We start from the raw sequence: 19,733 nt of genomic DNA, 5'->3' as shown, positions 1-19,733 counted from the left end.
GTGCTAACAGGGGAGGGTTTGTGGTGCATGCTACGGCGTGCTCGGAGATCATTCGCGCCGAGGTCGCAGAGTTGCTCGGTGTCCGCGCCGATGCTCTGCACCCCGGCGCCAACCTCGTTGGTCAGGGCCTGGACTCGATCCGGATGATGTCGCTGGTGGGGCGCTGGCGCCGGAAGGGCATCGCCGTCGACTTCGCCACACTGGCCGCCACACCCACAATCGAGGCCTGGTCCCAACTGGTGTCCGCCGGCACCGGCGTCGCGCCCACGGCAGTTGCCGCACCAGGGGATGCCGGGTTATCCCAGGAAGGCGAGCCTTTCCCGCTGGCGCCGATGCAGCACGCGATGTGGGTCGGCCGCCACGACCACCAACAGCTCGGCGGGGTAGCTGGGCACCTCTACGTCGAGTTCGATGGTGCCCGGGTCGATCCGGACAGGCTCCGCGCGGCGGCCACCCGGTTGGCGCTGCGGCACCCGATGCTGCGGGTGCAGTTCTTGCCCGACGGCACCCAGCGCATCCCGCCGGCGGCGGGATCTCGCGACTTTCCCATCAGTGTTGCCGACCTGCGTCACGTGGCCCCGGATGTCGTCGATCAGCGGTTGGCGGGGATCCGCGACGCCAAATCGCACCAGCAGCTCGACGGTGCGGTATTCGAACTTGCGTTGACGTTATTACCGGGGGAGCGCACCCGCCTACATGTCGACCTGGACATGCAGGCCGCTGACGCGATGAGCTACCGCATCTTGCTGGCCGACCTGGCGGCCCTCTATGACGGCCGTGAACCGCCGGCACTGGGCTACACCTACCGGGAATACCGGCAGGCTATCGAGGCGGAGGAGACGCTGCCCCAACCGGTTCGCGACGCCGACCGGGACTGGTGGGCGCAGCGCATCCCGCAGCTGCCGGATCCGCCCGCGCTGCCTACCCGGGCCGGCGGCGAACGCGACCGGCGCCGCAGCACCCGGCGCTGGCACTGGCTAGACCCGCAGACCCGCGACGCGTTGTTCGCCCGAGCCCGGGCCCGCGGCATCACCCCGGCGATGACGCTGGCCGCGGCCTTTGCCAACGTGCTGGCGCGTTGGTCAGCGTCGTCGCGGTTCCTGCTGAACCTGCCGTTGTTCAGTCGCCAGGCCCTGCATCCAGACGTCGACCTGCTGGTCGGTGACTTCACCTCCTCGCTGTTGCTCGACGTCGATCTGACCGGTGCGCGCACGGCGGCGGCGCGGGCGCAGGCGGTGCAGGAAGCCCTGCGCAGCGCCGCAGGCCACAGTGCATACCCCGGGCTGTCTGTGCTGCGTGACCTCAGCCGCCACCGTGGCACCCAGGTGCTGGCACCGGTGGTATTCACCAGCGCGCTGGGGCTCGGCGACCTTTTCTGCCCGGACGTCACCGAGCAATTCGGCACACCCGGATGGATCATTTCGCAGGGGCCCCAGGTGCTGCTCGACGCCCAGGTCACCGAGTTCGACGGCGGTGTGCTGGTGAACTGGGATGTCCGCGAGGGGGTCTTTGCACCCGGCGTCATCGACGCCATGTTCACCCACCAGGTCGACGAATTGCTCCGGTTGGCCGCCGGGGACGACGCCTGGGATGCGCCGAGCCCGTCCGCGCTACCCGCCGCGCAACGCGCGGTGCGCGCGGCGCTGAACGGTCGCACCGCCGCCCCCAGCACCGAGGCGCTGCACGACGGGTTTTTCCGCCAGGCCCAACAGCAGCCCGACGCGCCGGCGGTGTTCGCCAGTTCCGGCGACTTGAGCTACGCCCAACTGCGCGACCAGGCATCGGCGGTGGCCGCGGCGCTGCGTGCTGCGGGCCTACGAGTCGGCGACACCGTCGCGGTGCTGGGTCCGAAAACGGGCGAACAAGTGGCGGCTGTGCTGGGGATTTTGGCCGCCGGCGGGGTCTATCTGCCGATCGGCGTCGACCAGCCCCGCGACCGCGCGGAGCGCATCCTGGCGACCGGTTCGGTCAACTTAGCGCTCGTTTGCGGCCCGCCATGCCAAGTGCGGGTGCCGGTCCCGACGCTGTTGCTGGCTGACGTGCTTGCCGCCGCGCCGGCAGAATTCGTGCCCGGGCCTAGCGATCCCACCGCGCTCGCCTATGTGTTGTTCACCTCGGGCTCAACCGGGGAACCCAAGGGTGTCGAGGTGGCGCACGACGCCGCGATGAACACCGTGGAGACCTTCATCCGGCACTTCGAGCTAGGCGCCGCAGATCGCTGGCTTGCCCTGGCGACGCTGGAGTGCGACATGTCGGTGCTGGACATCTTCGCCGCCCTGCGCTCCGGCGGAGCGATCGTGGTGGTCGACGAAGCGCAGCGCCGCGATCCCGACGCCTGGGCCCGGCTTATCGACACTTACGAGGTCACGGCGTTGAATTTCATGCCGGGCTGGTTGGACATGCTGCTCGAAGTCGGCGGGGGCCGGCTGTCGTCGCTGCGAGCGGTGGCCGTCGGCGGCGACTGGGTGCGTCCCGACCTGGCCCGCCGCCTGCAGGTGCAAGCGCCGAGCGCACGGTTCGCGGGGTTGGGTGGAGCCACCGAAACCGCGGTCCACGCAACCATTTTCGAGGTCCAGGACGCGGCCAATCTGCCACCGGACTGGGCCTCGGTGCCATACGGCGTCCCGTTTCCCAACAACGCCTGCCGGGTAGTGGCCGACAGCGGCGACGACTGCCCCGATTGGGTGGCCGGTGAGTTGTGGGTGTCCGGTCGCGGAATCGCCCGGGGTTACCGTGGCCGTCCCGAGCTGACCGCGGAGCGCTTCGTCGAGCATGACGGCCGCACCTGGTATCGCACCGGTGATCTGGCCCGCTACTGGCACGACGGCACCCTGGAGTTCGTCGGCCGTGCCGATCACCGCGTCAAGATCAGCGGGTACCGCGTCGAACTCGGCGAGATCGAAGCCGCGCTGCAGCGCTTGCCCGGTGTGCACGCGGCGGCGGCCACCGTGCTTCCTGGCGGGTCCGATGTGCTGGCCGCGGCGGTCTGCGTCGACGATGCCGGCGTGACCGCGGAGTCGATTCGACAGCAGCTCGCCGATCTGGTGCCCGCGCACATGATTCCGCGCCACGTCACGCTGCTAGACCGCATCCCCTTTACCGACAGCGGCAAGATCGACCGCGCGGAGGTTGGCGCCCTGCTTGCCGCCGAGGTCGAGCGGTCTGGCGACAGATCGGCACCCTATGCGGCGCCGCGAACGGTGCTTCAGCGGGCACTGCGCCGCATCGTCGCGGACATCCTGGGCCGTGCCAACGATGCCGTGGGCGTGCACGACGACTTCTTTGCCCTGGGCGGCGATTCCGTGCTTGCGACCCAGGTCGTCGCCGGTATCCGGCGGTGGCTGGATTCGCCGAGCCTGATGGTCGCCGACATGTTTGCCGCCAGGACCATTGCCGCGTTGGCCCAGTTGCTCACCGGTCGGGAAGCCAACGCCGACCGACTCGAACTGGTCGCCGAGGTGTACTTAGAAATCGCGAATATGACAAGTGCCGACGTGATGGCGGCGCTCGATCCGATCGAGCAGCCCGCACAGCCAGCCTTCAAACCGTGGGTGAAGCGGTTCACCGGTACTGACAAGCCCGGCGCGGTGCTGGTGTTTCCACACGCCGGCGGCGCTGCCGCGGCTTACCGGTGGTTGGCAAAATCGTTAGTGGCCAACGACGTTGACACGTTCGTGGTGCAGTACCCGCAGCGGGCTGACCGGCGCAGCCACCCGGCGGCAGACAGCATCGAGGCGCTGGCGCTCGAGCTGTTCGAGGCGGGCGACTGGCACCTGACGGCTCCGCTGACGCTGTTCGGCCATTGCATGGGTGCGATAGTGGCCTTCGAGTTCGCTCGCCTCGCCGAGCGCAATGGCGTGCCGGTACGTGCACTGTGGGCTTCCTCCGGTCAGGCTCCGTCGACGGTGGCCGCGTCCGGACCGTTGCCGACCGCCGACCGTGACGTCCTGGCCGACATGGTGGATCTTGGCGGCACCGATCCCGTGCTGCTCGAGGACGAGGAATTCGTTGAACTGCTGGTGCCGGCGGTCAAGGCCGACTATCGGGCCCTCAGCGGCTATTCATGTCCACCCGACGTGCGCATCCGCGCCAACATCCACGCGGTCGGCGGCAACCGCGACCACCGCATCAGCCGGGAGATGTTGACCAGTTGGGAGACTCACACCTCCGGTCGCTTCACGCTGTCGCACTTTGATGGTGGTCACTTCTATCTCAACGATCACCTCGACGCCGTGGCCCGGATGGTGAGTGCCGATGTCCGATAACGACCCGGTCGTCATCGTCGGGCTGGCCATCGAGGCACCCGGTGGTGTCGAAACCGCCGACGACTACTGGACACTGCTCTCCGAACAGCGCGAGGGACTCGGACCGTTCCCCACCGATCGAGGTTGGGCACTTCGCGAGCTGTTCGACGGGTCGCGTCGAAACGGATTCAAACCGATCCACAACCTTGGCGGATTCCTTTCCAGCGCAACTACATTCGATCCTGAGTTCTTCCGCATCTCACCGCGCGAGGCGACGGCGATGGACCCGCAGCAGCGGGTGGGGCTGCGAGTAGCATGGCGCACCCTGGAGAACAGCGGGATCAATCCCGATGACCTGGCCGGTCACGATGTGGGCTGTTATGTCGGTGCCTCGGCGCTCGAATACGGTCCCGCTTTGACCGAATTCTCCCACCACAGTGGCCATCTGATCACCGGGACGTCGCTGGGTGTCATCTCCGGGCGCATCGCCTACACCCTTGACCTGGCCGGGCCGGCGCTGACCGTCGATACCTCGTGTTCGTCGGCGCTGGCGGCCTTTCACACCGCGGTTCAAGCTATCCGGGCCGGCGACTGCGACCTGGCACTCGCCGGCGGCGTGTGCGTGATGGGTACGCCCGGCTATTTCGTCGAGTTCTCCAAGCAGCACGCGCTATCCGACGACGGCCACTGCCGGCCCTACAGCGCGCACGCCAGCGGAACCGCCTGGGCAGAGGGCGCCGCCATGTTCCTCCTGCAGCGCCGGTCGCGGGCAACCGCTGACCGGCGTCGTGTCCTCGCCGAGGTGCGTGCCAGTTGCCTGAACTCCGATGGACTTAGCGACGGGCTGACCGCGCCCAGCGGCGACGCGCAAACGCGACTGCTCCGGCGCGCCATCGCGCAGGCAGCAGTTGTGCCCGCCGATGTCGGGATGGTCGAAGGGCACGGCACCGCGACCCGGCTCGGCGATCGCACCGAATTGCGGTCACTGGCAGCCAGCTACGGCACCGCCCCGGCCGGACGCGGGCCGCTGTTGGGATCGGTCAAGTCAAACATCGGGCATGCTCAGGCGGCGGCGGGCGGGCTGGGCCTTGTGAAGGTCATTCTGGCCGCCCAGCACGCCGCGATCCCGCCGACACTGCACGTCGACGAGCCCAGCCGCGAAATCGATTGGGAGAAACAGGGTCTGCGGCTGGCCGACAAACTCACGCCGTGGCGGGCCGTTGACGGATGGCGCACCGCGGCGGTGTCCGCGTTCGGGATGAGCGGTACCAATAGCCACGTGATCGTTTCGATGCCGGACACCGTTTCCGCGCCCGAGCGTGGCCCCGAGTGTGGGGAGGTGTGATGGCCCCCAAACAGCTGCCCGATGGGCGGGTTGCGGTTTTGCTCAGCGCCCATGCCGAGGAACTGATCGGGCCGGACGCTCGGGCCATCGCCGACTACCTCGAGCGCTTTCCGGCTACGACCGTGACCGAAGTGGCTCGGCAGCTGCGCAAGACCCGACGGGTCCGTCGGCATCGGGCGGTGCTTCGGGCCGCCGACCGGCTGGAACTCGCCGAGGGCTTGCGCGCGCTGGCCGCCGGACGCGAGCATCCGCTCATCGCGCGGTCGTCGTTGGGCTCGGCCCCGCGCCAGGCGTTCGTCTTTCCCGGCCAGGGTGGTCATTGGCCGGGCATGGGCGCCGTCGCCTACCGCGAGCTGCCGACCTATCGGACCGCGACCGACACGTGCGCCGCCGCATTTGCGGCCGCTGGTGTCGACTCGCCGCTGCCATACCTGATCGCCCCGCCCGGAACCGATGAGCGGCAAGCGTTCTGCGAGATCGAGATCGAAGGCGCGCAGTTCGTCCATGCCGTTGCGCTGGCGGAGGTATGGCGTTCCTGCGGTGTGCTGCCCGATCTAACAGTCGGTCATAGCCTCGGCGAAGTAGCGGCGGCCTATCTCGCAGGAAGTATCACCTTGTCGGATGCTGTGGCCGTGGTGGCGGCCCGCGCCAACGTGGTGGGCCGCTTGCCTGGTCGCTATGCGGTGGCGGCGCTGGGCATCGGTGAACAGGACGCGAGCGCGCTGATCGCGACCACCGGCGGCTGGCTGGAACTGTCTGTGGTCAATGCCTCCTCGACCGTCGCCGTGTCCGGTGAGCGCCAAGCGGTAGCGGCCATCGTTGACACAGTCCGGTCCAGCGGTCACTTCGCCCGCGGGATCACCGTGGGCTTCCCGGTGCATACCAGCGTGCTCGAATCGCTCCGCGATGAATTATGCGAGCAGCTGCCTGACTCCGAATTTATGGAAGCGCCAGTGCAATTCATCGGCGGAACCACCGGCGACGTGGTGGCGCCAGGCACCACTTTCGGCGACTACTGGTACGCAAACCTGCGCCATACGGTGCGTTTCGACCGCGCTGTCGAATCGGCAATCCGCTGTGGAGCACGGGCGTTCATCGAGATATCGGCCCATCCCGCGCTGTTGTTTGCGATCGGTCAGAACTGTGAGGGCGCCGCCAACCTGCCGGACGGTCCCGCTGTGCTGGTCGGGTCGGCACGTCGTGGCGAGCGGTTTGTTGATGCGTTGTCGGCGAATATTGTTAGCGCGGCGGTCGCTGACCCTGGCTACCCGTGGGGTGACCTGGGCGGTGACCCACTCGACGGCGACGTCGATCTGTCCGGGTTCCCGAACGCGCCGATGCGTGCGGTGCCGATGTGGGCGCACCCCGAACCGCTGCCGCCGGTGTCCGGACTGACCATTGCGGTTGAGCGGTGGGAACGGATGGTGCCGTCGACACCGGTCGCTGGGCGGCACCGTCACCTCGCAGTGCTCGATCTCGGTGCTCACCGCGCGCTGGCTCAAACACTGTGCGCAGCAATTGATTCGCACCCCGATACCGAGCTGAGTGCTGCGCGGGACGCCGAGTTGATCCTGGTGATCGCGCCCGACTTCGAACACACCGACGCCGTCCGGGCCGCCGGTGCACTCGCCGACCTCGTCGGGGCCGGTTTGCTGGACTATCCGATGCATATCGGTGCCCGTTGCCAATCGGTATGTCTGGTCACCGTCGGCGCCGAGCAGGTCGACGCAGCGGACGCGGTGCCGTCGGCCGGCCAGGCCGCGCTGGCCGCGATGCATCGAAGCATCGGATTCGAGCATCCCGAACAGACTTTCAGCCACCTGGACTTGCCGTCGTGGGACTTGGACCCGGTCCTCGGCGTCTCGGTCATAACGGCGGTACTGCGGGGCTTCGGTGAGACCGCGCTACGCGGCTCGGTAAACGGGTACACGCTGTTCGAGCGAACCCTCGCCGATGCCCCGGCCGTCCCGAACTGGTCGTTGGACTCCGGCGTGCTCGACGATGTCGTCGTCACCGGTGGCGCGGGTGCCATCGGGATGCACTACGCGCGGTATCTCGCCGAGCATGGCGCACGGCGCATCGTGCTGCTCAGCCGGCGCGCCGCGGATCAGGCGACGGTGGCCATGCTCAGAAAGCAACATGGCACCGTGATCGTGTCGCCGCCGTGCGATATCACCGATCCCACCCAGTTGTCAGCGATTGCAGCCGAATACGGTGGCGTCGGCGCCTCGTTGATCGTGCACGCGGCAGGCAGCGTGATCTCTGGTACCGCACCGGGGGTGACGTCGGCCGCCGTCGTTGACAACTTCGCGGCCAAGGTGCTCGGCCTGGCCCAGATGATCGAGCTGTGGCCGCTGCGCCCGGATGTGCGAACCCTGCTGTGTTCCTCGGTGATGGGGGTGTGGGGTGGACACGGGGTGGTCGCGTACTCGGCGGCCAACCGGCTGCTCGACGTGATGGCCGCCCAGCTGCGCGCCCAGGGCAGGCACTGCGTGGCGGTGAAATGGGGCCTATGGCAGGCCCCCAAGGCCGGCGAACCAGCTCGGGGAATCGCGGATGCGGTTACGATCGCCCGCGTCGAGCGGTCTGGACTCCGCCAGATGGCGCCCCAGCAGGCGATCGAGGCGAGCCTGCACGAATTCACTGTCGACCCGCTAGTGTTCGCCGCCGACGCGGCCCGGTTGCAGATGTTGTTGGACAGCAGGCAATTCGAACGGTACGAGGGTCCAACCGACCCCAACCTGACGATCGTGGACGCGGTGCGCACCCAATTGGCGGCCGTGCTCGGGATCCCGCAGGCCGGCGAGGTGAACCTGCAGGAATCGCTGTTCGATCTCGGTGTCGATTCCATGCTGGCACTGGACTTGCGTAACCGACTCAAACGATCAATCGGCGCGACGGTGTCGCTGGCCACGCTCATGGGCGACATCACCGGTGATGGACTTGTCGCGAAACTCGAAGATGCCGACGAGCGCTCACACACCGCACAGAAAGTGGACATTTCGCGTGACTAATACCGCCGACATCGGCGCCCGCCTCGACGAGGCCCGATTGGAGCTGCTGCGTCGCAGGCTCGCCGACCGCGGCCTGTCCTCGGCTGCGCAGGACATTGGCCCGCACACTGACGATCGGCTCTCCGACGGCCAGGCCCGGATGTGGTTCGTGCAGATGGCCGACCCCAGCGGTGCGTTACTCAACATCTGTGTGTCCTACCGCATCACCGGTGACATCGATCTGGCCAGGTTGCGCGACGCAGTCAACGCCGTCGCCCGTCGCCATCGGATACTGCGTACCACCTACCCTGTCGGCGACGACGGAGTCGCCCAGCCGACCGTGCACGCGGATCTTCGCCCCGGCTGGACACAATACGACCTGACGGACCTGTCCCAACGCGCCCAGCGGCTGCGCCTGGAGGTGTTGGCTCAGCGCGAATTCTGCGCTCCCTTCGAGCTTTCCCGCGACGCGCCATTGCGAATCACGGTGGTGCGCACGGCTGCCGACGAACACGTGCTGCTGTTGGTGGCCCACCACATCGCCTGGGATGATGGTTCGTGGCGGGTGTTCTTCACCGATCTCACCCAGGCGTACTCGCGAGCTGACCTAGGGGCCGATCTGGGGCCAGAACACCGTCCGTCGGCCGCATCCGGACCCGACACTACCGAGGCCGACCTCAACTATTGGCGCGCGATCATGGCCGATCCGCCAGAGCCGCTGGAACTTCCCGGCCCAGCCGGAACGTGTGTGCCGACCAGTTGGCGTGCCGCGCGCGCCACGTTGCGGCTGCCCGCCGACACCGCTGCGCGGGTGGCCACGATGGCGAAGAACACCGGTTGCACTCCCTACATGGTGCTGCTGGCCGCGTTCGGTGCCCTGGTGCATCGCTACACCCACAGTGACGACTTCCTCGTGGCGGCTCCGGTGCTCAACCGTGGCGCCGGAACCGAAGATGCCATCGGCTATTTCGGCAACACGGTAGCGATGCGGCTGCGACCGCAATCGGCGATGAGTTTCCGGGAGTTGCTGACCGCCACCCGCGACATCGCCAGCGGGGCGTTCGCACACCAACGGATCAACCTCGACCGCGTGGTAAGGGAACTGAACCCCGATCGCCGGCACGGTGCCGAGCGCATGACCCGGGTCAGCTTCGGTTTCCGGGAGCCCGACGGCGGCGGATTCAACCCGCCAGGCATCGAGTGCGAGCGCTACGACCTGCGCAGCAACATCACGCAGCTGCCGTTGGGCTTCATGGTCGAATTCGACCGCGCGGGTGTGCTGGTCGAGGCCGAACACCTGGTGGAGATCCTGGAACCCGCCCTGGCCAAGCAGATGCTTCGACACTTCGGTGTGCTGCTCGACAATGCGCTGGCCGCCCCCGACAACACGTTGTCGGGGCTGGCGCTGATGGATGAGCGCGACGCCGCCAGGCTGCGCGAGGTGTCGCGCGGCGAGCGGTTCGATACCCCTGTCAAAACCCTCGTGGACCTGGTGAACGAGCAGACCACGCGGACTCCCGACGCCACCGCCGTGGTGTATGAGGGCCAACACTTCACCTACCACGACCTCAATGAGGCGTCGAACCGGTTGGGGCACTGGCTGATCGAGCAGGGGATAGGCAGCGAAGACCGGGTCGCGGTACTTCTTGACAAATCGCCGGACCTGATCGTCACGGCCTTGGGGGTGGTCAAGTCCGGGGCGGTGTATGTGCCCGTGGATCCCAGCTACCCGCAAGACCGGCTGGATTTCATCCTCGCCGACTGCGACGCGAAACTGGTGCTGCGCACGCCAGTACGTGAGCTGGCCGGATACCGCAGCGACGACCCCACCGACGCCGATCGAATCCGGCCGCTACGGCCAGACAACACGGCCTATCTCATCTACACGTCCGGTACCACCGGATTGCCCAAAGGTGTCGCGGTGCCACACCGCCCCGTCGCCGAGTACTTCGTCTGGTTCAAGGGCGAATACGACGTCGACGACACCGACCGGCTACTGCAGGTCGCCTCACCCAGCTTCGACGTCTCGATCGCCGAGATCTTCGGCACGCTGGCCTGTGGCGCGCGGATGGTGATACCACGCCCCGGGGGACTCACCGACATTGGATATCTCACCGCCCTGTTGCGCGACGAGGGCATCACGGCAATGCATTTCGTGCCGTCCCTACTCGGGCTGTTCCTGTCGCTGCCGGGTGTGAGCCAGTGGCGGACGTTGCAGCGGGTACCCATCGGCGGGGAGCCGCTACCCGGTGAGGTGGCCGACAAGTTCCACGCGACATTCGATGCGCTGCTGCACAACTTCTACGGTCCAACCGAAACCGTGATCAACGCCAGCCGGTTTAAAGTGGTGGGCCCACAGGGCACCCGCATCGTGCCCATCGGCCGGCCCAAGATCAACACCACCATGCACCTGCTCGACGATTCGTTGCAGCCGGTGCCGACCGGTGTGATCGGCGAGATCTATATTGGAGGGACGCATGTCGCATACGGATACCATCGCCGCGCCGGGCTGACCGCGGAGCGATTCGTTGCCGACCCGTTTAATCCCGGTTCCCGCATGTACCGGTCCGGGGATCTGGCGCGCCGCAATGCTGACGGTGACATCGAGTTCGTGGGCCGTGCCGACGAGCAGGTCAAGATTCGCGGATTCCGAATCGAACTCGGTGACGTAGCAGCGGCCATCGCGGTCGACCCTACGGTCGGGCAGGCCGTTGTGGTGGTTAGCGACCTGCCGCGGCTGGGCAAGAGTCTGGTGGGCTACGTGACACCCGCCGCGGGCGGCGACGGACCCGCCGATGTCGGCGTCGATCTCGACCGCATCCGCGCCCGGGTGGCCGCGGCACTGCCTGAATATATGCTGCCCGCGGCCTATGTTGTGCTGGATGAGATTCCGATCACCGCGCATGGCAAAATCGACCGCGCCGCGCTGCCGGAACCGCAGATCGCGTCGGACACCGAGTTCCGCGCGCCGCAGACCGCCACCGAGCGGCGCCTTGCCCAACTGTTCGGTGAGCTGCTCGGCCGCGACCGAGTGGGTGCTGACGACTCGTTCTTCGACCTCGGCGGTCACTCGCTGCTGGCAACCAAACTCGTTGCGGCCGTGCGCAACGCGTTCGGCGTCGATGTCGGTGTGCGGGAGATCTTCGAATTCGCCACGGTGACCGCGTTGGCCGGACACATCGATACGTTGGATTCGGATTCGGCGAGGCCGCGGCTGACCCGGGTGGATCATGACGGGCCAGTGCGATTGTCGTCGTCTCAAATGCGTAGCTGGTTCAACTATCGCTTCGACGGGCCCAACGCCGTCAACAACATTCCCTTCGCCGCGGCATTGCATGGGCCCTGCGACACCAACGCGTTCGCGGCGGCCATCACCGATGTGGTGGCACGCCACGAGATCCTGCGCACCGTCTACCGCGAGATCGGCGGCGTGCCACACCAGATCATCCAGCCGCCCGCCGAGGTGCCGGTGCGGTGCGCCGCCGGGTCCGACGCCGCGTGGCTGCGAGCCGAACTGAACAACGAGCGAGGTTACGTTTTCGACCTGGAAACCGACTGGCCGATCCGGGCGGCGCTGCTGAGCACGCCGGAGCAGACCGTGTTGTCGCTGGTGGTGCATCACATCGCCGGCGACCACTGGTCGGCTGGGGTGTTGTTCACCGATCTGCTGACCGCATACCGGGCCCGCAGCACCGGACAACGGCCGTCGTGGGCACCGCTGCCGGTGCAGTACGCCGACTACAGCGTGTGGCAGTCGGCGCTACTCGACGACGGTGCGGGCATCGTCGGTCCGCAACGCGACTACTGGATCCGCCAGCTGGGGGGCCTGGCAGGCGAAACCGGTCTGCGCCCGGACTTCCCGCGCCCGGCCCTGCTCAGCGGTGCCGGTGACGCGGTCGAATTTCGTCTCGGCGCCGCGATCCGCGACAAATTGGCTGCCGTGAGCCGAGACCTCGGTGTCACCGAGTTCATGCTGCTACAGGCCGCCGTCGCGGTGGTGTTACACAAGGCCGGCGGCGGGGTAGACGTCCCCATCGGCGCCCCGGTGGCCGGTCGCAGCGAGGCTAACCTGGACCAGCTCATCGGGTTCTTCATCAACATCGTGGTGTTGCGCAACGACCTGCGCGGGAACCCCACGCTGCGCGAGGTGCTGCAGCGCACCAGGCAGATGGCGCTGGCAGCGTATGCACATCAGGACCTGCCGTTCGACCAGGTGGTGGAGGCGGTCAACCCCCAGCGGTCGCTGTCCCGCAATCCGTTGTTCGACATTGTTGTGCACGTTCGCGAACAAATGCCGCAAGACCACGTCATCGACACCGGGCCCGACGGTGACACCACGTTGCGCGTGCTGGAGCCGACATTCGATGCCGCGCAAGCCGATCTATCGGTCAACTTCTTCGCCTGCGGCGACGAGTACCGCGGCCACGTCATCTACCGCACCGAGTTGTATGAGCGCGCCACCGCACAACGCTTCGCCGACTGGCTAGTCCGTGTCGTCGAGGCGTTCGCCGACCGTCCGGACCAACCGCTGCGCGAGGTCGAGATGGTCAGCGCGCAAGCCAGACGGCGCATTTTGGACCGGTCCAATGCGGGCGCCGGAACGGCCCGGGTGTACCTGCTTGACGACGCACTTAAGCCCGTTCCGGTAGGCGTGGTGGGTGACGTTTATTACGGTGGCGGTCCCGCCGTCGGTGCCCGGTTGGCCCGGCCATCGGAGACCGCGACCCGATTCGTTGCCGATCCGTTCGCCGCGCAACCGGGTTCTCGGCTCTACCGCAACGGCGAGCGCGGAGTGTGGAAGGCCGACGGCCAACTGGAGCTGCTGGCCGAAATCGAACGGCTGCCAACGGCGCAGGCGGCACCGGTGCCGGCCGAGCCCGCCGACACCGAAACCGAGCGCGCGCTGGCTGCCATCCTCGCCGACGTGCTCGAGGTGGGGGAGGTCGGACGCTACGACGACTTCTTCAACCTCGGCGGCGACAGCATCCTCGCGACTCAGGTGGCTGCCCGGGCTCGAGATGGCGGGATACCGCTGACCGCGCGGATGGTTTTCGAGCATCCCGTTTTGTGTGAGCTCGCCGCCGCGGTCGACGCCAAGCCTCACGTCGAGGCCGAGCCGGACGACAAGCATCACGCGCCGATGAGCACATCAGGGCTTTCCCCAGACGAACTGTCGGCCCTGACCGCGTCATGGGACCAGTGGCCGTGACGCGAGCCGACGCGCGGGGCGCCATCGACGATGTGATGGCGCTCAGCCCATTGCAACAGGGACTGTTTTCTAGGGCGACACTGGTCGCCGCGGAGTCCGGCTCTGAGGCCGCAGAGGCCGACCCGTATGTGATCGCGATGGCGGCCGACGCGGCCGGCCCGCTCGACATCGCCTTGCTTCGCGACTGCGCTGCCGCGATGCTGACCCGGCACCCCAACCTGCGGGCGAGCTTCCTACACGGGAACCTGAGCCGGCCCGTGCAGGTAATACCATCCAGTGCCGAGGTGCTTTGGCGTCACGTGCGCGCCCACCCCAGTGAGGTCGGGGCGCTGGCAGCCGAAGAGCGCCGGCGCCGCTTCGACGTCGGCCGCGGACCACTCATCCGGTTCCTGCTCATCGAACTACCGGACGAATGTTGGCATCTGGTCATCGTCGCGCACCACATCGTCATCGACGGATGGTCGTTGCCGCTGTTCGTCTCCGAGCTGCTCGCCTTGTATCGGGCTGGTGGTCACGTCGCCGCGTTGCCGGCAGCGCCGCGGCCGTATCGCGACTACATCGGCTGGCTGGCCGGCCGCGATCAGACGGCTAGCCGCGCAATGTGGGCGGACCACCTCAATGGCCTGGACGGCCCGACTCTGTTATCGCCGGCACTCGCCGACACTCCTGTGCAGCCGGGTATTCCGGGACGCACCGAAGTGCGCCTTGACCGTGAAGCCACCGCGGAGCTGGCCGATGCCGCCCGCACCCGTGGCGTCACGATCAGCACACTTGTTCAAATGGCTTGGGCTACCACGCTTTCAGCATTCACCGGTCGTGGCGATGTGACGTTCGGTGTGACGGTGTCCGGCAGGCCCAGCGAACTGTCCGGCGTGGAAACGATGATCGGCCTGTTCATCAATACGGTGCCACTGCGGGTCCGCCTGGACGCCCGCGCTACCGTCGGCGGGCAATGCGCTGTCCTACAACGTCAATTCGCCATGTTGCGCGACCACAGCTATCTCGGTTTCAACGAGTTTCGTGCCATCGCCGGTATCGGTGAGATGTTCGACACCCTACTGGTGTATGAGAACTTCCCGCCCGGCGAGGTGGTGGGCACCGCGGAGTTCGTCGCAAACGGGGTGACGTTCCGTCCGGTGGCGCTAGAGAGTTTGTCGCACTTTCCGGTGACCGTCGCCGCGCACCGCAGCACCGGTGAGCTCACGCTGCTAGTGGAGGTGCTCGACGGTGCGCTGGGCACGATGGCGCCCGAAAGCCTCGGCAGGCGGGTGCTGGCTGTGTTACAGCGCTTGGTCAGCCGGTGGGATCGGCCGCTGCGCGACGTCGACATTCTGCTGGACGGCGAGCACGATCCGACCGCACCCGGCCTGCCGGATGTGACGACGTCGGCACCCGCGGTGCATACCCGGTTCGCCGAAATCGCTGCGGCACAGCCTGACTCGGTGGCGGTCAGTTGGGCGGATGGTCAGCTGACGTACCGGGAGCTGGATGCATTGGCCGACCGGCTGGCCACTGGGCTGCGCCGCGCGGACGTGAGTCGCGAGACCCCGGTGGCCGTCGCGCTGTCCCGTGGTCCGCGCTACGTGGCCGCCATGCTGGCGGTCCTCAAGGCGGGTGGCATGATCGTGCCGCTGGACCCGGCGATGCCCGGTGAGCGTGTCGCCGAGATCTTGCGCCAGACATCGGCTCCGGTGGTCATCGATGAGGGCGTGTTCGCCGCTTCGGTTGGCGCTGACATACTCGAGGATGACCGTGCCATCACGGTGCCGGTGGACCAGGCGGCCTACGTGATTTTCACCTCCGGCACCACCGGTACCCCGAAAGGTGTCATCGGCACCCATCGGGCGCTGTCGGCCTACGCCGACGACCACATCGAGCGCGTGTTGCGGCCGGCGGCCCAGCGGCTCGGGCGCCCGCTGCGAATCGCGCATGCCTGGTCGTTCACCTTCGACGCGGCGTGGCAGCCGTTGGTCGCACTGCTTGACGGCCACGCGGTGCACATTGTCGACGACCATCGTCAGCGGGACGCAGGGGCGCTGGTCGAAGCGATCGACCGATTCGGTCTGGACATGATTGACACCACGCCGTCGATGTTCGCCCAGCTGCACAACGCTGGACTGCTCGACCGGGCGCCGTTGGCGGTGCTTGCGCTCGGCGGCGAAGCCTTGGGCGCCGCGACGTGGCGGATGATCCAGCAGAACTGCGCGCGCACGGCCATGACGGCCTTCAACTGCTACGGGCCTACCGAGACCACGGTCGAAGCCGTGGTCGCCGCCGTTGCTGAGCATGCGCGACCGGTCATCGGACGTCCGACCTGCACCACCCGCGCCTACGTCATGGACTCCTGGCTGCGGCCGGTGCCCGATGGCGTCGCCGGCGAGCTGTATCTGGCGGGCGCCCAGTTGACCCGCGGTTACCTCGGCCGCCCGGCCGAGACTGCGGCGCGCTTTGTCGCTGAGCCAAACGGGCGCGGTAGCCGAATGTACCGCACCGGAGATGTGGTGCGCCGCCTGCCCGACGGTGGACTGGAGTTCCTCGGGCGCAGCGATGACCAGGTGAAGATCCGCGGTTTCCGCGTCGAGCCGGGTGAGATTGCCGCGGTGCTCAACGGCCACCATGCGGTGCACGGTTGCCATGTGACGGCCCGCGGCCATGCCAGTGGCCCCCGGCTGACGGCGTATGTGGCAGGCGGACCACAACCGCCACCGGTGGCCGAATTGCGGGCGATGCTGCTAGAGCGGTTGCCGCGTTATCTAGTCCCGCACCATATCGTCGTCCTCGACGAGTTACCGCTGACTCCACACGGCAAGATCGACGAAAACGCTTTGGCGGCAATCAATGTCACCGAAGGACCGGCAACTCCGCCGCAGACACCGACCGAGCTGGTGCTGGCCGAGGCGTTCGCCGATGTCATGGAAACCTCGAACGTCGATGTCACCGCGGGCTTTTTGCAGATGGGTCTAGACAGCATCGTGGCGCTGTCGGTGGTGCAGGCCGCGCGCCGTCGTGGGATTGCGTTGCGGGCCAGGCTGATGGTGGAGTGCGACACCATCCGTGAACTCGCGGCGGCCATTGACTCCGATGCCGCATGGCAGGCACCGGCCAACGATGCCGGCGAGCCGATCCCGGTGCTACCCAACACTCATTGGCTCTACGAGTACGGCGACCCGCGCCGGCTGGCACAAACCGAGGTCATCAGGTTGCCCGACCGGATCACCCGCGAACGCCTGGATGCCGTGTTGGCCGCGGTCGTCGACGGACACGAGGTGTTGCGGTGCCGGTTCGACCGGGATGCGATGGCCCTTGTCGCACAACCGAAAACGGACATTCTCAGCGAGGTTTGGGTCAGCGGTGAACTGGTCACCGCGGTGGCCGAGCAGACTCTTGGCGCGCTGGCGAGTCTCGACCCCCAGGCCGGCCGACTGCTCTCGGCGGTGTGGCTGCGCGAACCCGACGGGCCCGGTGTTCTGGTGCTGACCGCCCATGTGCTGGCGATGGACCCAGCCTCCTGGCGGATTGTGCTGGGTGAACTCGACGCCGGCCTGCACGCGCTGGCGGCCGGGCGCGCGCCCAGCCCAGCGCGCGAGAACACCAGCTACCGGCAGTGGTCGCGGCTGCTGGCGCAGCGGGCTAAGGCGCTGGATAGCGTTGATTTCTGGGTCGCCGAACTCGAGGGCGCCGATCCGCCGTTGGGTGCCCGCAGGGTGGCGCCGCAGACCGACCGGGTTGGTGAGCTAGCGATCACCATGTCGATCTCCGACGCCGATCTGACCGCGCGGCTGCTTTCGACGGGACGGTCGATGACCGATCTGCTGGCTACCGCCGCTGCGCGGATGGTGACCGCCTGGCGCCGGCAACGCGGTCAACAAACACCAGCACCGCTGTTGGCGTTGGAGACGCATGGCCGCGCGGACGTCCACGTCGATAAGACTGCCGACACCAGCGACACGGTCGGGCTGCTCAGCGCGATCTATCCGCTGCGCATCCACTGCGACGGCGCGACCGACTTCGCGCGGATACCCGGCAGCGGCATCGATTACGGCCTGCTGCGGTACCTGCGCGCCGATACCGCGGAGCGACTACGCGCCCACCGCGAACCCCAGCTGCTGCTGAACTATCTGGGTAGCCTGCACGTCGGGGTGGGAGATCTGGCGGTCGACCGCGCACTACTGGCTGATGTGGGGCAACTGCCTGAACCCGAACAGCCGGTGCGCCACGAACTGACGGTGCTGGCGGCGCTCCTCGGGCCCGCCGACGCTCCCGTGCTAGCCACGCGGTGGCGCACGCTGCCCGACATCCTGTCCGCCGACGACGTCGCCACGCTGCAATCACTGTGGCAGGGCGCGCTGGCGGAGATAACAGCATGAATCCGACGCTCGCGGTCCTGGGCGCTGGAGCCAAGGCGGTGGCGGTCGCGGCCAAGGCATCCGTGCTGCGTGACATGGGGGTCGACGTGCCCGACGTGATCGCCGTCGAACGCATCGGGGTCGGGGCCAACTGGCAGGCCAGCGGTGGCTGGACCGACGGAGCCCACCGGCTGGGCACCAGCCCAGAAAAGGATGTCGGTTTTCCCTACCGGTCGGCGCTGGTGCCACGGCGCAACGCAGAATTGGACGAGCGGATGACCCGCTACAGCTGGCAGTCGTATCTGATCGCCACCGCGTCGTTCGCGGAATGGATCGACCGGGGCCGCCCGGCGCCCACCCATCGCAGGTGGAGTCAGTACCTAGCCTGGGTGGCCGATCACATTGGCCTCAAGGTGATCCACGGCGAGGTCGAACGGCTCGCCGTCACCGGTGACCGCTGGGCGTTGTGCACCCACGAGACCACCGTGCAGGCCGACGCGTTGATGATCACCGGGCCCGGCCAGGCTGAAAAGTCGCTACTGCCCGGAAACCCGCGCGTGCTCTCAATCGCACAGTTCTGGGACCGTGCCGCCGGCCACGACCGGATCAACGCCGAGCGGGTCGCGGTGATCGGTGGCGGAGAGACGGCCGCATCGATGCTCAACGAGCTGTTCCGGCATCGGGTCTCAACCATCACCGTCATCTCCCCGCAGGTAACCCTGTTCACCCGCGGCGAGGGATTCTTCGAGAACTCACTGTTTTCCGATCCGACCGACTGGGCGGCCTTGACGTTCGACGAACGGCGCGACGCGCTGGCCCGCACCGACCGAGGAGTGTTCTCGGCGACCGTGCAGGAAGCGCTGCTGGCCGATGACCGCATCCATCATCTGCGTGGCCGGGTCGCCCACGCGGTGGGCCGTCAGGGGCAGATCCGGTTGACGCTGAGCACCAACCGGGGCAGCGAGAACTTCGAGACCGTGCACGGATTCGATCTCGTCATCGACGGCTCGGGCGCCGATCCGCTGTGGTTCACCTCACTGTTCAGTCAGCACACCCTCGACCTGCTCGAGCTGGGACTGGGTGGACCGCTGACCGCCGACCGCCTGCAGGAAGCGATCGGCTACGACTTGGCAGTCACCGACGTCACGCCCAAGCTGTTCCTGCCCACCCTGTCCGGACTCACCCAGGGGCCCGGGTTCCCCAACCTGAGCTGCCTCGGCTTGTTGTCGGACCGGGTGCTCGGCGCCGGCATCTTTACGCCGACCAAACACAACGACACAAGGAGAAGCGGTGAGCACCAATCCTTTCGATGACGACAACGGCGCATTCTTCGTGCTGGTCAACGACGAAGACCAGCACAGCCTGTGGCCGGTGTTCGCCGATATCCCGGCCGGCTGGCGCGTGGTGCACGGCGAAGCCAGCCGTGCCGCCTGCCTGGACTACGTGGAAAAGAACTGGACCGATCTGCGGCCGAAGAGCCTGCGTGACGCCATGGCCGAGGACTGACCGCTCGCTCACAGCTACGACACAGACTTGCCCGGCGCGTGCACCGGTAGTTTGAACCAAACGCACAATCGACGGGCAAACGAACGGAAG

General features: G+C 67.4%; 7 protein-coding genes. All 7 read left to right on the top strand.

What is annotated here, in order from left to right; genetic code table 11:
- Window positions 1-20 precede the first annotated feature (20 nt).
- Genes mbtB through mbtH form a run of 7 tightly spaced genes read left to right on the top strand, consistent with a single transcriptional unit; the run spans window position 21 to window position 19,643 of the window.
- Complete coding sequence (gene mbtB / locus FF952_RS12645; protein WP_003899299.1) at window positions 21-4,265, top strand: phenyloxazoline synthase MbtB; 4,245 nt, start codon at window positions 21-23, stop codon at window positions 4,263-4,265.
- Complete coding sequence (gene mbtC, locus FF952_RS12640) at window positions 4,255-5,589, top strand: polyketide synthetase MbtC (protein WP_003412278.1); 1,335 nt, start codon at window positions 4,255-4,257, stop codon at window positions 5,587-5,589. The genes mbtB and mbtC overlap by 11 nt, the downstream gene beginning before the upstream one ends.
- Window positions 5,589-8,603 carry a mycobactin polyketide synthase MbtD gene (gene mbtD / locus FF952_RS12635; protein ID WP_003412277.1) on the top strand — a complete coding sequence of 1,005 codons (3,015 nt, stop codon included), beginning with the start codon at window positions 5,589-5,591 and terminating at the stop codon, window positions 8,601-8,603. The genes mbtC and mbtD overlap by 1 nt, the downstream gene beginning before the upstream one ends.
- Window positions 8,596-13,791 (top strand): mycobactin non-ribosomal peptide synthetase MbtE, encoded by a 5,196-nt coding sequence (mbtE, locus tag FF952_RS12630; RefSeq protein WP_003899297.1) that lies wholly within the window; start codon window positions 8,596-8,598, stop codon window positions 13,789-13,791. The genes mbtD and mbtE overlap by 8 nt, the downstream gene beginning before the upstream one ends.
- Window positions 13,788-18,158: a mycobactin non-ribosomal peptide synthetase MbtF gene (mbtF, locus tag FF952_RS12625; RefSeq protein WP_003917623.1), complete on the top strand. Its 4,371-nt coding sequence runs from the start codon at window positions 13,788-13,790 to the stop codon at window positions 18,156-18,158. The genes mbtE and mbtF overlap by 4 nt, the downstream gene beginning before the upstream one ends.
- Window positions 18,155-19,450 carry an NADPH-dependent L-lysine N(6)-monooxygenase MbtG gene (gene mbtG / locus FF952_RS12620; RefSeq protein WP_003899296.1) on the top strand — a complete coding sequence of 432 codons (1,296 nt, stop codon included), beginning with the start codon at window positions 18,155-18,157 and terminating at the stop codon, window positions 19,448-19,450. The genes mbtF and mbtG overlap by 4 nt, the downstream gene beginning before the upstream one ends.
- Window positions 19,428-19,643, top strand: coding sequence for a mycobactin NRPS accessory protein MbtH (gene mbtH / locus FF952_RS12615; RefSeq protein ID WP_003412265.1), 216 nt, complete (start codon window positions 19,428-19,430; stop codon window positions 19,641-19,643). The genes mbtG and mbtH overlap by 23 nt, the downstream gene beginning before the upstream one ends.
- The last annotated feature ends 90 nt before the right edge of the window (window positions 19,644-19,733 follow it).

The sequence above is a fragment of the Mycobacterium tuberculosis complex sp. N0072 genome (assembly GCF_030323725.1).
Lineage (GTDB): Bacteria > Actinomycetota > Actinomycetes > Mycobacteriales > Mycobacteriaceae > Mycobacterium > Mycobacterium tuberculosis.
This window is presented reverse-complemented; position numbering and strand designations above follow the sequence as displayed.

Bases quoted from the DNA above. Each gene is read 5' to 3' on its own strand.
- mbtG (WP_003899296.1), top strand. From the start codon at position 18,155: ATGAATCCGACGCTCGCGGTCCTGGGCGCTGGAGCCAAGGCGGTGGCG.
- mbtC (WP_003412278.1), top strand. From the start codon at position 4,255: ATGTCCGATAACGACCCGGTCGTCATCGTCGGGCTGGCCATCGAGGCA.
- mbtD (WP_003412277.1), top strand. From the start codon at position 5,589: ATGGCCCCCAAACAGCTGCCCGATGGGCGGGTTGCGGTTTTGCTCAGC.